Origin of the sequence: Zooshikella ganghwensis DSM 15267 (assembly GCF_000428585.1) — a bacterium.
Lineage (GTDB): Bacteria > Pseudomonadota > Gammaproteobacteria > Pseudomonadales > Zooshikellaceae > Zooshikella > Zooshikella ganghwensis.
In genome coordinates this window covers 49,567-64,371 of record NZ_AUAF01000002.1, presented here as the reverse complement: position 1 = coordinate 64,371, position 14,805 = coordinate 49,567, and the positions used below count along the sequence as shown (strand labels likewise).

At 43.1% G+C, this 14,805-nt stretch carries 16 protein-coding genes; 14 read left to right on the top strand and 2 right to left on the bottom strand.

All coding sequences use genetic code 11. The features are described from left to right. The first annotated feature begins 13 nt into the window (after positions 1-13). From ybgC to nadA, 9 genes are all read left to right on the top strand, one after another. Positions 14-412: a tol-pal system-associated acyl-CoA thioesterase gene (gene ybgC, locus F607_RS0100900; protein ID WP_027706525.1), complete on the top strand. Its 399-nt coding sequence runs from the start codon at positions 14-16 to the stop codon at positions 410-412. 243 nt (positions 413-655) lie between these two features. Further along, positions 656-1,351 (top strand): protein TolQ, encoded by a 696-nt coding sequence (gene tolQ, locus F607_RS0100895; RefSeq protein WP_038289466.1) that lies wholly within the window; start codon positions 656-658, stop codon positions 1,349-1,351. Between the two features lie 3 nt (positions 1,352-1,354). Further along, entirely contained in the window at positions 1,355-1,786 is a 432-nt protein-coding gene (gene tolR / locus F607_RS0100890) for a protein TolR (protein WP_027706523.1), read from the top strand. Between the two features lie 13 nt (positions 1,787-1,799). Beyond that, a complete protein-coding gene (gene tolA / locus F607_RS0100885) occupies positions 1,800-2,753 on the top strand; it encodes a cell envelope integrity protein TolA (RefSeq protein WP_027706522.1) in 954 nt (317 codons plus the stop codon). A gap of 5 nt (positions 2,754-2,758) precedes the next feature. After that, entirely contained in the window at positions 2,759-4,045 is a 1,287-nt protein-coding gene (tolB, locus tag F607_RS0100880; RefSeq protein ID WP_027706521.1) for a Tol-Pal system beta propeller repeat protein TolB, read from the top strand. Positions 4,046-4,101: 56 nt separating this feature from the next. Further along, positions 4,102-4,620 carry a peptidoglycan-associated lipoprotein Pal gene (gene pal, locus F607_RS0100875; protein ID WP_027706520.1) on the top strand — a complete coding sequence of 173 codons (519 nt, stop codon included), beginning with the start codon at positions 4,102-4,104 and terminating at the stop codon, positions 4,618-4,620. Between the two features lie 170 nt (positions 4,621-4,790). Then, the gene (gene ybgF / locus F607_RS0100870) at positions 4,791-5,564 is read left to right on the top strand and encodes a tol-pal system protein YbgF (protein ID WP_051310627.1); all 774 of its coding nucleotides are present in this window, start codon (positions 4,791-4,793) and stop codon (positions 5,562-5,564) included. A gap of 263 nt (positions 5,565-5,827) precedes the next feature. Further along, the gene (gene queE / locus F607_RS0100865) at positions 5,828-6,478 is read left to right on the top strand and encodes a 7-carboxy-7-deazaguanine synthase QueE (RefSeq protein ID WP_027706518.1); all 651 of its coding nucleotides are present in this window, start codon (positions 5,828-5,830) and stop codon (positions 6,476-6,478) included. Positions 6,479-6,671: 193 nt separating this feature from the next. Continuing rightward, positions 6,672-7,736: a quinolinate synthase NadA gene (nadA, locus tag F607_RS0100855; protein WP_027706517.1), complete on the top strand. Its 1,065-nt coding sequence runs from the start codon at positions 6,672-6,674 to the stop codon at positions 7,734-7,736. 91 nt (positions 7,737-7,827) lie between these two features. Here nadA and F607_RS0100850 read toward each other — a convergent pair whose 3' ends face one another. After that, positions 7,828-9,264: a M48 family metalloprotease gene (locus F607_RS0100850; RefSeq protein ID WP_038289459.1), complete on the bottom strand. Its 1,437-nt coding sequence runs from the start codon at positions 9,262-9,264 to the stop codon at positions 7,828-7,830. 330 nt (positions 9,265-9,594) lie between these two features. On the opposite strand from F607_RS0100850, the gene F607_RS0100845 reads away from it, so the two are divergent. Beyond that, on the top strand, positions 9,595-9,828 hold the full coding sequence (locus tag F607_RS0100845) for a sulfurtransferase TusA family protein (RefSeq protein WP_027706515.1): 234 nt from the start codon (positions 9,595-9,597) through the stop codon (positions 9,826-9,828). A 56-nt stretch (positions 9,829-9,884) separates the two neighbouring features. Further along, positions 9,885-10,967 (top strand): AI-2E family transporter, encoded by a 1,083-nt coding sequence (locus F607_RS0100840; RefSeq protein ID WP_027706514.1) that lies wholly within the window; start codon positions 9,885-9,887, stop codon positions 10,965-10,967. Between the two features lie 43 nt (positions 10,968-11,010). On the opposite strand, the gene F607_RS0100835 is transcribed toward F607_RS0100840, so the two are convergent. Continuing rightward, positions 11,011-11,478, bottom strand: a complete 468-nt coding sequence (locus F607_RS0100835) for a peroxiredoxin (protein ID WP_027706513.1) — start codon at positions 11,476-11,478, stop codon at positions 11,011-11,013. Positions 11,479-11,870: 392 nt separating this feature from the next. Here F607_RS0100835 and dapA point away from each other — a divergent pair, with 392 nt between their 5' ends. From dapA to purC, 3 genes are all read left to right on the top strand, one after another. Further along, positions 11,871-12,746 carry a 4-hydroxy-tetrahydrodipicolinate synthase gene (gene dapA / locus F607_RS0100830; protein WP_027706512.1) on the top strand — a complete coding sequence of 292 codons (876 nt, stop codon included), beginning with the start codon at positions 11,871-11,873 and terminating at the stop codon, positions 12,744-12,746. After that, the gene (gene bamC / locus F607_RS0100825) at positions 12,746-13,915 is read left to right on the top strand and encodes an outer membrane protein assembly factor BamC (RefSeq protein WP_027706511.1); all 1,170 of its coding nucleotides are present in this window, start codon (positions 12,746-12,748) and stop codon (positions 13,913-13,915) included. The genes dapA and bamC overlap by 1 nt, the downstream gene beginning before the upstream one ends. Before the next feature lie 89 nt (positions 13,916-14,004). Continuing rightward, positions 14,005-14,721 carry a phosphoribosylaminoimidazolesuccinocarboxamide synthase gene (gene purC / locus F607_RS0100820; RefSeq protein WP_027706510.1) on the top strand — a complete coding sequence of 239 codons (717 nt, stop codon included), beginning with the start codon at positions 14,005-14,007 and terminating at the stop codon, positions 14,719-14,721. Positions 14,722-14,805: the final 84 nt, after the last annotated feature.

Here is a 14,805-nt window from a genome sequence, read left to right as displayed (position 1 = left end):
TTATGGAGTTACTGTGTCCACTTTTGCATTAAATTTTCGTATTTACTATGAGGATACGGATGCGGGAGGAATTGTTTATTATGTTAATTACCTTAAATTTATGGAGCGAGCTCGCACCGAATTTTTAAGACAGTATGGGTATGAGCAGGCGAAGCTTCATGAACAAAATGTGATGTTTGTTGTCCATAGCGCTACGGTGGAATATAAAAAGCCTGCCAAGCTTGATGATCGAATTGATGTCACCGTGTCATTATCTGAAGTTAAGCGTACCTATTTAGTGTTTCACCAGTTGGTTACACTGAGTGAAACGGGTGAACGTTTATGTGAGGCTAAAGTTAAAGTTGCTTGCGTCACATTTGATTCGTTAAAGCCTCAAGCTATTCCTCGTGATCTTATTTGTAAAATTGCATAAGTCTTCGTAAAACTACGACAAGTTACAACGTGCAGTGTTATGATTCGCCCTGCTTTTATTAGGCAAGTATTTAGCAGGTGTCGTCTTTGATTGCTGATGTCTGCTGATAGGTAGGAGAAAATGATGGAAACCAAAGTGGTCATTGATCTATCTAATCAGTATACCAGTGCTAAAAATGTAATTTAGTTGCCGGCTAACGTTTTAATACTATTGCATTTACGGGTGCTCCGTTAGGGGGATGTAGTGACTGAGTCTTTGTCCATTTGGTCTTTGATTCTACAAGCTAGCTGGGTTGTACAGTTAGTGATGCTTATTTTAGTAGGCGCGTCGATTGTTTCATGGGTTATGATCATTCAACGTGCATTTTTGATAATAAATGCACGCCGTGCGGCGACAGCATTTGAAGATCGTTTTTGGTCTGGTATAGATTTATCAAAACTATTTCGGCAAGTGACTAATGAACCTGACCCTGACAGTGGTATGGAACATATTTTTCGCTCAGGCTTTAAAGAGTTTACACGACTGAAGCAGGATTCAGGTGCTGATGCTGATGCGGTAATGGAAGGCACTCAACGTGCAATGCGTGTGGCATTGTCTCGTGAACAGGAACGCCTGGAAACCAACCTGCCTTTTTTGGCTACAGTAGGCTCAATTAGTCCCTATATTGGTTTGTTTGGCACTGTAATAGGTATTATGGACTCTTTTAGAGGGCTTGCTAACCAGACGCAAGCAACCCTAGCCACAGTGGCGCCAGGAATAGCAGAAGCGTTAGTAGCAACAGCAATGGGCTTATTAGCAGCGATTCCTGCTGTTGTCGCCTATAACCGGTTTTCAGCGCGGGTTGACACAGTGCTGAATAGCTACGACACGTTTTCTGAAGAGTTTTCCAGCATACTCCACCGTAATGTGCATAGCCGACCACGGCAGCAGCAGGGGTAAGTTATGGCAAGGCGCGCTCCACGCAAGCAAATGTCAGATATCAATGTTGTTCCCTACATTGATGTAATGTTGGTTCTGCTGATCGTATTTATGGTGACGGCACCTATGCTTACGCAGGGGGTCAATGTTGATCTCCCCAAAACAGATGCTAAGCCGCTGGATGTTAAAGAAGACGAAGAAGCCATTATTGTGTCAGTAAAAGAAGATGGTACCTATTACATCAACATTGGTAAGCAGCAAGATCAACCTGTGCCTTTGGAAACAATTACCGAGCAGGTGGGTAAGATACTGCGTGTTAAGCCTAATCGTATGGTATTAATCAAAGGGGACGAAAAAGTTGACTATGGTATCGTGGTAACTGCGATGGCTGCTCTGCAGCAGGCAGGCGTGCCAAATGTTGGCTTAATTACAGACCCGCAAGATTTGACTCAATAGAAGTGGTTAGTTTGTGAGGTTTCCAAACGGTTATACATTACCTGCTGTATTAGCAGTAGGATTACATTTAATTATCATTATAGCTGTATCTATTGCATGGCCATCACCTACTGAGCGACATACAGTAAAGCAGCCTAAGTTAATCCAGGCTAAGCTGGTAGGCTTGAAATCAACAACGAAGCAACAGAAAAAAGCGGCTACACCTCAAAAAAATAAAGTGAATCAGCAAGCTAAACGTCAAGCGGAAGAAGCCAAACGTAAGGCTGCGGAAGAGGCAAAGAAAAAAGCAGCAGAAGCGGCTAAGCAAAAAGCGGCTGAGGATGCGAAGCGCAAGGCAGCAGAAGAAGCTAAGCGTAAAGCGCAAGAAAAAGCACAACAAGTGGCGGCCCAAAAGAAAGCAGAAGAAGTTAAGCGAAAAGCTGCGGCAGAGGCAAAGAAAAAAGCAGCAGAAGAAGCGAAACGAAAAGCTGCTGCTGACGCTAAAAGAAAGGCAGAAGCGGCTAAGCGTGCTGAGCAGGAAAAGTTGCGTAAGCAGCGTGAGGCTAAAGCACGGCAAGAACGCGAGCGAAAAGCAAAAGAAGAAGCTTTACGTCGTCAGCAAGAATCTGAGCTGGAGAAAATGCTAGCCGCAGAAGAAGCTGAAGAGCGTGCACAACAGGAAGCAGCCGCCAGTCAAAAGCAGGTTGCTTCAATGAAAGCATTAATACAACAGTTAGTGCAGCAAAATTGGCGAAAACCCAGTTTTTTAACTAAGGGGCTGCAAGTAAGGCTACAAATTCAACTTGTCCCTACCGGAGAAGTTGTGAATGTGACTGTAATCCAGTCCAGCGGTAACCCTTTATTTGATCGTTCTGCAGTACAGGCTGTGGAACGTCTAGGGAGTATTTCAGAACTTAGGCAGCTCAAGCCACGTGTTTTTGAAAGTAACTTTCGACGATTTAATATGCTATTTAACCCGGAGGACTAAGCGCAGTGAAAAAAATAATTTCCACTATGCTGACGCTGCTGCTGGTAACAGTCTATGGACAGCAAGCGTTAGCCGAGCTCACCATTGAAATTACTCAGGGCGTTGATAGCGCAGTTTCAGTGGCGGTTGTGCCTTTTGGTGGTAGTAGCCCTGAAGACGTCGCCAGCATTATTAACAGTGACTTAAAACGCACGGGACAGTTTGATCCTTTTGATCCAAATAATATGCTGAGTATGCCACATACAGAAAATGATGTGGTTTATGCTGATTGGCGTAAGTCAGATGTTGAGTATCTTGTGGTGGGTAACATTAACAGTGGTGGTGGTCGTTATGAAGCTAACTACTCAATCCTTGATGTTGTTCGTCAACAAAGCTTGGCTTCAGGTAAAATTGCAAGCACGAATGTGCGTAAATTAGCGCACCGTATTAGTGACCAAGTCTATGAAAAAATTACTGGAATTCGTGGTGCGTTTGATACGAAAATCATGTATGTTACCGCCGAACGGTTGGGTGGACAGCGCTCACGTTACCAATTGAACTACGCTGATGCCGATGGCTATAATGCACGAGCCATTTTTACCTCGAGTGAACCCATTCTTTCCCCTACTTGGTCACCCGATAATAAAAAGGTTGCTTATGTCTCCTTTAAAGGAGGAAGACCTGGTATTTATATTCAGGACTTAGCTACAGGCAAACAGCGTCGTATAACAAATTATAAAGGTTTAAATAGCTCTCCCGCTTGGTCGCCAGATGGTCGACAGCTAGCGGTTGTGCTGTCTAAAGGCGGAAACCCTGATATTTATCTGGTTGATGTCAATTCAGGGGCTTTACGACAAATTACCAAGCACTTTGGAATTGATACTGAACCCAGCTGGATGCCAGATGGCTCAGCAATTGTGTTTACTTCAAATCGTGGTGGTTCACCACAAATTTATAAGACAACTCTGGCGACAGGTAAAGCTGAGCGAGTGACATTTGAAGGTAAATATAATGCTAGAGCCAGGGTTTTCCCAGATGGCAAACAAATTGCCATGGTTCATAAAGGGCAGGGAGTTGCACAATTTAATATTGCTGTTTTAGAGCTTGAAACGGGAAGGATGCGTCTACTGACGTCTACTTCACTGGATGAATCACCCAGTGTTGCTCCTAATGGTACTATGCTGCTGTATGGTGCTATGCAAGGTCAGCGGGGTGTGCTATCTGCCGTTTCTGCAGATGGGGCTGTGAAACTTAACTTGCCTTCGAAGCAAGGGGATGTACGCGAACCTGCATGGTCAAACTTCACTTACTAATGTCACCATGTATGTTTGTTTTCTCTAAGCATTTTTTAGCAAACCGGGAGTTATTTATGGATTTTTTGAAATTCGGTAAAGTTGTACTGCTTGCATCTTCCGTTGCATGGCTGGCAGGTTGTAATACGACCGGTGGTGATAGTGCTAGCTCTGTAGGGGATGCAGATGTATCAGCCACCACGGGTGTTGCAACTGATGGTATTGATGGAAGTGTTGATGCACAAACTCAAGCGCTGCTAGATAAAAAGGTGTTTTTGTTTGGCTTTGATGACTCAAAAATATTACCAGAAGACTATCCAGCACTTGATGCTCATGCCGCTAAACTGGCGTCTGACTCTAACAAAACAATTATTATTCAAGGGCACACTGATGAGCGTGGAACCCGTGAATATAATTTAGCACTCGGTGAGCGTCGTGCAAAAGCGGTGAAACGCTACCTGGTATTAAAAGGTGTTGCACCTGAGCAGGTTGAAACAATTAGCTATGGTGAAGAGCAGCCTGTTGCACTGGGTCATGATGACCAATCCTGGCAGCAAAATCGTAGAGCTGTAATTATTCCCAATGGTGCTTACTAAAATAATTTTTTAGTTTGAACTGATTGGTAACTTGGTGGCAAATACAACAAATTATGTTTATGAGTTGCCAAGTACCCGCAAACATTTTTATATTGTTTGCAATGCCATAGATGGGTGTCTGCCATCCATCTGTGGGTACAGCAATAAAGTGTTTAGGGTTCGATTAAGCCATGATTTATTCAACCGCTCGAACAGTGAAACATATCGTAGCAGGTATAAGCTTAGCTACTGCAAGCCTTGTTATGGTACTACCCTCTTATGCAGAGGTTCCCGTTGTTGACTCCACCCCTTATGGTCGCTCAGGAGGACAAGCAGCACCTGCCCGAGGTTATCAAGGAGGTAATGGTGCCGCGTTGTTCGTGCAGTTAGAAGAATTACAACAGGAAGTCCTGTCTTTACGTGGTTTAGTGGAACAACAGGCATACTTGATCAAGCGTATGCAGCAGGAACAAAAAGACCGCTATATAGATCTTGATCGACGGATTTCCGATCTGGCTTCGAGTGGTGGATCTGTTAGTGGCAGCAAAAATGCTGGGGTACAACAGCCTGTTGATGCTTCTGCTACTTCGGATAAAGAGAAAGATGAGTATAACTCAGCTTTCCAGCTGATTCGTCAAAAGCGTTTTGACGATGCGCTTACAGCATTAAAGGCATTTGTACAAACATATCCATCAGGTGCTTACACAGATAATGCTTACTATTGGCAAGGTGAAGTTTATTTGGCACAAAATCAGCTTGAGCCAGCTAAAGATGCGTTTACTCAAGTGATTAATAAGTTTCCACAAAGTAGTAAACTGCCTGGTGCGATTTACAAGCTTGGTCGTGTTTATTTCCAGTTGGGAGATAAGAAGCAAGCGAAACACTATTTAGAAAAAGTAACGAAAGAGTTTCCAGATGCTGCTGCAGCAAATCTTGCGGCAGCTTTCCTAAAGCAGGTCAACTAACAGACCTGTTGCGTTCTGTTTTTACCAGCAAGTGATACTTGCTGGTTCCTCATTATCCCGATTTCCGCTATACTCTCGCCGCTTAATGAATCTCCTTGCTTAATGGGCTTTCTGGTAAAGAATACTTCTCATTCATGGGTGTGAGACTTTGTCATTGGGCTTAAAGCCCTTGAGTTTGTTCTTATTTAACCCTATAAGCCTGTTGTGAGTAGAATTATGCAGTAATTGAACGTCAATCCGGTTTTATGGCAGTAGAAAGTAACATGAGTGAAAAGCAACTTCGCTTGACAGAAATATTTTATTCGCTGCAGGGTGAGACGAGAACGGCAGGCTTACCTACAGTGTTTATCCGGTTGACGGGGTGTCCGCTAAGATGTGGCTACTGTGATACGGCCTATGCTTTTTCTGGTGGCCAGCTTTGGTCATTTGAAACGATTATGGCTGAAGTTCAGCAGTATCACCCACATTACGTGACGGTTACAGGTGGAGAGCCTTTAGCACAACCGAACTGCTTGCCATTGCTTAAACTGTTAGCTGATGCTGGCTATGAGGTCTCACTAGAAACCAGTGGGGCTATGCCAATAGAGCATGTTGATAGTCGTATTGTTGTGGTTATGGATCTCAAGACGCCAAGCTCGGGTGAGCTACAGCGCAATTTATACAGCAATATTAAATACTTGAAACCACAGGATCAGGTGAAGTTTGTTATTGGCAGCCAAGAAGACTATCAGTGGGCTGTGTTTAAGCTGGATGAATATAATTTAGCCGATCGGGTTTCAGATGTCCTTTTCTCTCCTGTTCATCACCAGCTTGAGCCTCGCCAGCTTGCGGAGTGGATTCTTGCTGACCGGCTACCGGTTCGCATGCAATTACAGCTTCACAAGTATTTATGGAATGATGAACCAGGGCACTAAGTTGCTTAGCTTGAAACGAGGCTGTTTTGCTTGAAATAAGTTCCCTTATTGTTGGAGTTTCTTTATTACATTTTCTAATTCCTTTTTTAAAAGAGTTATTAGAACACTTCGTTAAAAAGGCACTTCCTGCAGCAAATATGGTAGCATCTACTCGACAATATAACTTTTTTGTTAGCCTGATACTTGATGAAGTATGACTGCAGATATTAATAGACAAATCGTCAAAGACTACCTGGCCACAGAGTACTTGCAGAAAGATAAGTACAGCAGTGAGCAGGTACGCCAGTTAAAGCAAAAGATAAAACAGCTTTTAAAAGCTGAAGATGCAGTGCTGGTCGCACACTATTATACCGATGATATTATCCAAGAGCTTGCTGAAGAAACCGGAGGCTGTGTTTCTGATTCTCTAGAAATGGCGCGTTTTGGCAGTCAGCACTCAGCTTCAACGTTGCTGGTTGCGGGTGTTCGCTTTATGGGTGAAACAGCAAAAATTTTAAGCCCAGAAAAGCGAGTGTTAATGCCTACTTTGGAGGCAACCTGTTCATTAGACTTGGGTTGTCCTATTGATGAGTTTTCTGCTTTTTGTGATGCCAACCCTGAACGGACGGTAGTTGTGTATGCAAATACCTCTGCTGCAGTAAAAGCCAGAGCTGACTGGGTTGTCACATCAAGTATCGCGCTACCTATTATTGAGCACCTGGTTGATCAGGATAAGCCAATCATCTGGGCGCCAGACCGCCATTTAGGCAGTTATATTCAGCGGGAAACCGATGCAGATATGATACTGTGGCACTCCGAGTGTATTGTGCACGATGAGTTTAAAGCAAAAGGTATACTTGATTTGAAACAGGTATATCCTGAGGCTGCAGTACTAGTTCATCCTGAATCTCCTGCAGCAGTTGTTGAGCTGGCAGATGCTGTAGGCTCTACATCCCAACTGATAAAGGCTGCTCAGTCTCTACCCAACCCTCAGTTTATCGTCGCAACAGACCGCGGTATTTTTTACAAAATGCGACAAGCCGCGCCAGGCAAGACCTTTTTAGAAGCACCTACAGCAGGATCTGGAGCAACATGTAAGAGTTGTGCGCACTGTCCATGGATGGCTATGAATGATTTGGATAGTACTATTAGTACCCTAGAGCAAGGTAATAATGAAGTGTTTGTAGACCCTGAGTTAGCAAGACGAGCGATGATTCCTCTTAATCGTATGCTTGATTTTGCAGCTGAATATCAGCTTAAAGTGAAGGGTAATGCTTAGTTTTTGGTTGTATTACAAAGAGTAATTTATGTATTCAAAAAGCCAACTGGGTTTAATCAGTTGGCTTTTTTATTACCGTCTTATTAGCTTTTTAACCAAAGCCAAGGTCTTTTAACTCTTTCTTGTAGGCTCTCAGGTCTTCGATTTGTTTGTTTAATTTAGCAGTAATTGCAAACTTACCTTTTGCTAGTTTAAGTGCATATTCAAGGTGTTCTATCGCTTTATCGACATTGCCATTGAGGCGGTAGTACTCGGCTCGGGCTTCATGTACACCCAAAATATTTTTATTTAAGCCTCTTGCTTCAGCCAGTAAATACCATACATATGGGTCTGTCGCTCGATTACGAGAAAGGCGGCGTAAGGTTTGCTCAGCTGCAGCATATTGCTTTCCAGCCATTTGGTTATCTGCCAGCTGCAGCATTAATGCATGATTGTTTGGATAAATATCCAGCAAGCTGGTAATCGTTTTATTCGACTGGCTTATATTGCCCATCGCTTTTTCCAGGCGTGCTTGCGCCAGAGCAAACTGGATATTATCCGGTGATTTTTCATAAAGCGGTTTGAGTGTGCTTAGGGCCTCTTTGGGCTGGCTGCTGGCAGTGAGCGCAAGTGCCAGACCATAACGAGCAGCAGAGTGTTTGGTATTAGCCTTAAATTGTTTCGCTGCTGTTTGTGGGCTGCTTGCATAATGAACTTTAATTTTTGCTTTAATAAGTTCATATCGTGGGTTATAGGTGTACTTTTGTGCCGGGAATTGTGCAGCTCGACTTTTTGAGTCGGCAACACGGTTTTGAGTAACAGGGTGTGTTAATAAAAATTCTGGAGGTTTTTGGCCAAGAAAGCGTGTTGCACGATTCATTTGCTCAAACATTGCAGGCATTGCTTGAGGATTCATACCCGCGCGGTAGAGATTTTGAATGCCAATATTGTCTGCTTCTCGTTCATTTTGACGACTAAAGCTTAGCATTTGGCTGCGCATACCTGCTTGGGTAGTTGCTAGTGCGGCAAACCCAGCATCGCCTCCGCCAGCAGCAAGAACTGCGATACTGGCAAGTGTTGCGGCAAGGTAGGGCAGTTTATTTCGCTCTGCATTTTCGACACCTCGCGCATAGTGGCGCTGACTTAAGTGAGCTAATTCGTGGGCAATAACAGAGGCAAATTGGTGCTCATTTTCAGCAAATAGAAAAAGACCAGCGTTAATGCCTATTATTCCACCTGGTGCAGCAAAAGCATTCAGTTTGGGGCTGTCAATAACTACAATTTCTAAACGATGATCTTTTACCTCACTGGTGTTGATGAGTTTAAAAATTAACTCCTCCACATAGTCCTGCACTTCAGCATCTTTTAGCATGGGCAGTTGACCACGGAGTGAGGCAAGAAATGCCCGACCCAGTTTATGCTCGTGAGATGGAGAAACAACGGCTGAACTGCTATCTCCCAAGTCTGGAAGTAAAAGCTCATTGGCAGCAGTTGTCACTGAAAGAGCGAGTGTACAGGCACTTAATGTTGTACAAATTTTCTTAAACATGATGAGAGTTTTTTCGCCAGCGGATAAAAAGGTTCAAACAATTCTTCTGACGGCTACCTAAAAGAGCGTTTATAAATGAAACCTTGATCTTGTTGTAAGTGGCAGCCAACAAGCATCTTGTTACGCCGAAATACTTTAGCATGATGGAGTTTTAGCTGTCTGCTAGAGGCTTCAGTAATTTAGTGCATTGCGTTTATGGATGCTAGCCGTAATAATGAGTTAGCATTGTCTCTTATACTGCAATTACTTACTTGGTTCGAGTGCATTGAGCACATTTTGGTTCCCTGACAGAGTGCCAACATCAAGATAACAAGAAATTATTGAATCGCCATGACAACTACTGATATTGAATTGGATATGATTGGACAGCACTGTCCAATGCCATTGCTTAAAGCTAAACAGGCGCTTGCATCAATGCAACGGGGACAAGTACTGCATGTTGCAGCCACAGATCCAGGCTCTGTCAGAGATTTTGCGGCATACTGTCAGCTGAGTGGCCATGAGTTACTGTCAAGTGAGTTGGTTGATGGTATTTATTACCACAGGATCAAGAAAACATCCTAGTGGCTTTTAGGGCAAGATGCCATATCAAAATGTACATGGTATGAAAGGTACACCGCATGTTAGACGTTTTTAAGAGCTGGTTTCATCGCTATTTTTCTGACCAGGAAGCAGTGGTGTTAACTGTGTTATTAGTGGTGGGATTGGTAGTGATCCTTACCATGGGTGTTATGCTGGCTCCAGCATTGGCTGCACTGGTATTAGCCTTTTTGTTACAAGGTCTGGTTGCCTTACTCGAAAAATATAAAATACCTCATACCCTGGCGGTTACTATTGTTTTTATCCTATTCGTGGCTGCGTTGACCCTAATATGTTTTGTATTATTGCCCTTAATTTGGGATCAAATAACAGGGTTAGTGAATGAGCTACCCTCTATGATAAAAGGTGTGCGTCAGGAATTATTATTGTTACCTGAAAAGTACCCAGAGATTGTTTCTGAAGCTCAAGTAAACTTATGGATTAGCTCAGCAAGTAAACACTTGGCAGATATGGGGCAAACGGTACTTTCCTTTTCACTTTCACAGCTTCCCAACTTTGTGGGCATTCTTATTTATTTAATCCTTGTACCTATTCTTGTCTTTTTCTTCCTGAAGGATAAAGAGGTGTTACTAAATTGGGTAACTGCTTTTTTACCCAGTGAACGTCCTTTGATTGAACGTGTATCAGAGGAAATGAATGAACAAATTGCAAATTACGTTCGTGGTAAGGCCATTGAAATTCTTATTGTTGGTGCGGTTACGTATATTGCTTTTGCTTTTTTGAATGTTAATTATGCTGCCTTGTTAGGCTTACTGGTAGGGCTTTCAGTTATCGTACCGTATATTGGTGCCGCAGTTGTTACGATTCCTGTTGCATTAATTGGCTTTTTTCAATGGGGCTGGGGTAATGACTTTATTATTTTAATGGTAGTGTACGGTGTTATTCAGGCATTGGATGGGAACGTATTGGTACCTTTACTTTTCTCAGAAGCAGTTAACTTACACCCTGTGGCGATTATTGTTGCTGTGTTAGTGTTTGGTGGCTTGTGGGGATTTTGGGGAATATTTTTTGCGATACCGCTGGCAACCCTGCTCAAAGCGTTACTGTCAGCTTGGCCAAGAGTGTCTGATGGCGGGGGAGGAGCCTCAACCTCTGAGGGCTAAACCCGCTTCTAAGGGCGGGTTTTACTATTAGCAACTAGGCTGTTTAGGTCAAGGATTGAGCGGCAGCCAGTACTTCTTTAACGTGGCCAGGAATAGATACTTTTCGCCACTCTTGCCTAAGAACACCTTCTTTATCAATCAAAAATGTACTGCGCTCAATACCCATAACCTGTTTGCCGTACATGTTTTTCATTTTGATCACATCAAACAGTTTGCACAGTTCTTCATCTGGGTCTGAAATAAGTGCAAAGGGGAAGTTTTGTTTTTGCTTAAAGGCTTCATGTGATTTCAGTGAGTCGCGTGATACACCAAACACAACAGTCTGGCAGGCTTTAAACTCTTCATAGTGGTCTCTGAAATCTTGTCCTTCAGTTGTACAGCCTGGGGTGCTGTCTTTAGGGTAAAAATAAAGTACGACGTTATACCCTTTCAGGGCAGATAACAGAACATCTTTGTTGTTAGTTGCTTGTGCTTGAAAGTCGCTAACAGGTTCACCCACGGTTACACTCATTATGCCGTCCTTATTCGTTGTACAGTTGTTGCTGGATTACAGTAACAGTTTATTTGATATGAGAAACCCAGAGTGGGGTTATGATGATCACTAACGACAGACTGTGTACAGCTTGTACAGGTATACAGTCGATAGTATGTAATAATTTAACGGATTGCGGTGGAATTATTAGAGTATGATTTTATTAAGATTAGGTAAAGAGATAAAGCCATTTGCAAGGGAGTAAAGTTGCAGGCTGTTTGCAGGTGGTTTACTTAGTTAATGTTATGTGACTTAAAACATACTCATGCAGCAAAGTATTTTTTTTAGGCATGAAAATTACCGGATTACTTGAGCAATTCAGCCAGCCTCAGTAACATAACCGCCAATTAAAGTGTGAATGGAGCAAGGCAATGATTTCAGGCAGCATTGTAGCCCTAGTAACCCCAATGCATGATGGGGGAGCTGTTGATTGGGAATGCTTGACGAAACTGGTTGATTTTCATTTAGAGCAGGGCACTCATGCAATAGTTGCTGTGGGTACTACTGGTGAGTCTGCAACACTGACCGTTCCTGAACACTTAAAGGTGATTAAGCACGTTGTACAACAGGTGAAAGGAAGAATTCCTGTGCTAGCGGGCACAGGTGCTAACTCAACCGCTGAAGCACTTATTCTTACTAAAGAAGCAAAAGATGCTGGAGCAGATGCTTGTTTACTCGTAACGCCTTATTATAACAAGCCTACTCAAGAAGGGTTATTTCAACACTTTAAGACGATTGCCGAGCAAATTGATATACCACAAATTTTGTACAATGTGCCTGGTCGTACTGCTGTAGATATGCTTCCTGAAACAGTAAAGCGCTTGTCTGAACTCCCTAATATTATTGGTATCAAAGAAGCAACAGGTGATATCTCTCGTGCTAAAGCCATCATTGAGCAGTGTGGGAGTGAATTTTTGGTATTGTCGGGAGATGATGCGACAGCCGTGGAACTTATGTTAGCAGGAGGTAAAGGGAATATTTCTGTCACGGCGAATGTGGTGCCTGCTAAAGTAGCAGAGCTATGTAACTTGGCTATCGAGGGTAAAACTGAAGATGCTATAGCCTTGAATAATAGCCTTATGCCACTACATAAAGCATTGTTTTGGGAATCTAACCCTATTCCGGTTAAGTGGGCACTGGTAGAAATGAAGTTAATTGGCAAGGGAATACGTTTACCATTAACCCCCTTAAGTGAACAATTCCGAGCACCATTAGTTGATATTTTACAGGAACAAGGACTGCTATAATGGCGCCTAACTATGTTCAATTTGACCTTAATCCAGGTCGCTTGAAGTGTCTTTTTGTGGCATTTTCTATTACTGCCAGTGCCTTGTTATCTGGGTGCGGTTTTTTTGGAGAAGGTGGCTACATTAGGGACCGCTCCAATGATTATTTAAAAGCTGAACAGGCTCCCCGGCTAAAACTCCCTGAGCGTTTAGCAGAGAATGCCATTGATGATACTATGGTAATCCCTGAAATAAATCAGGATCCAACATTACCTGATGAGTTTCGCTTACCTCGCCCTGAACGTGTTGTAGTGAAGTCGGATAATGTTCACTATCAAATTCTCAAGCGTGGCTCGTTACGCTGGATGATTACTGATAAAGATCCTGGATATGTTTGGCAGGAACTGTTGTATTTCTGGAAGCAAAATAAAATATCCGTCGAAAATCAGGACGCATCTGCAGGTGTAATGGAAACAGCCTGGCTAACACCACGGGAGTACAGCAAAGCTGACTTTATTGGTCACTTTATTTTGGATCTTATTGGTGATGACGATGAGGACTTGTTTAATGACAAGTTTCGTGTGTTTGTTACGAAGGGAGCTGAGACGGGTGAAACACAGGTTTTTGTCATGCATGCTCGACACACAAAGTCACAGCTAGATGATGAAAAGCAAGTAGATTGGGAAAAGGCAAAGCAAAGGACTGATGCTTATGCTGCGGGTATGCTGAATGAATTGCTACTCTATTTCTCTCGTGGTGGAAGTGGACAACAGGTCGTTGATACTTCCCTAGACCTGAGTGCTACAGCATTGCTTGAGGAAGATGGCAATGGCAACCCGGCCTTATTGATTAAGGCTCCTTTTGAGCGAAGCTGGGCTGCTACAGGCCAAGCGTTGGCTCAAGCAAATGTCAAAGTAGCCGATAAGAACAGGTCTGCTGGGCTGTATTATATTGCTGTAGGAGAGGATCAGGAACCTGTTAAAGCAAAGGATGAAGATCCAGGGTTCTTTTCCCGCATGTTTGGTGATGAGAGTGAAGGAGATGGGGCAACTAAGCCGACGCAGTACCAGATCAGGGTAACGCCCTTTGGTAATAAGGTATATGTTTCGGTAGAGAAAGACATTAACACCATTGCTCCAAAAGACCTCAGTCAGGATTTGCTAAGGTTAATAAAGGATAACTTGCGATAGTGATGTTGAAAAACCAGGCCAAGTGCCTGGTTTTTTTTGTCTAAATTATTCTATGTGCCGCAATTGTTATTGGTGAGTGGAGAAAATCAATGGAAAAACGTGAAGAGCTGTATTCGGGGAAAGCTAAGTCGGTTTACACGACAGATGATCCAAATCGACTGATATTACACTTTCGTGATGATACCTCTGCGTTTGATGGTAAGAAAAAAGAGGCATTAAATCGTAAGGGTGCCGTTAATAATCAGTTTAATGCTTTTATTATGGAGAAGCTTGAGGCAGCAGGTATAGCAACTCACTTTGATAAGCTGCTTTCAACACAAGAGTCGTTGGTAAAATGCTTGAAGATGATTCCTGTTGAGTGTGTTGTAAGAAATATTGCGGCAGGAAGTATCTGTCGTCGCTTAGGGGTTCAAGAAGGACTAACCCTAGAGCAGCCAGTATTTGAATTTTTCTTGAAAAATGATGAGCTGGGCGACCCAATGATCAACGACTACCATATTGCGGCATTTGGGTGGGCCGAGTCAGAGCATGTTGAGCGAATGAAGACGCTAACCCTTGCGGTTAACGATGTACTTAAGCCTCTATTTTTGTCTGCAGGACTCCTGCTGGTAGATTACAAGCTTGAGTTTGGCCTTTATGACGGTGAGCTGGTGCTTGGTGATGAGTTTACCCCTGATGGTTGCCGCTTATGGGATGCTGAAACGCGGGCTAAGTTAGATAAAGATCGTTTTCGCCAAGGCTTAGGGAATGTTGTTGAAGCTTATGAAGAGGTAGGACAGCGGTTGGGTATCAATTTTAATTACTAAGTCACTTTATCTGTTGGGAGTCACTGCTTGTTCGCTCATGAGCAGTGACTGCTTTTAACGTTGTCCTATCTCTAGTTGGCAGGT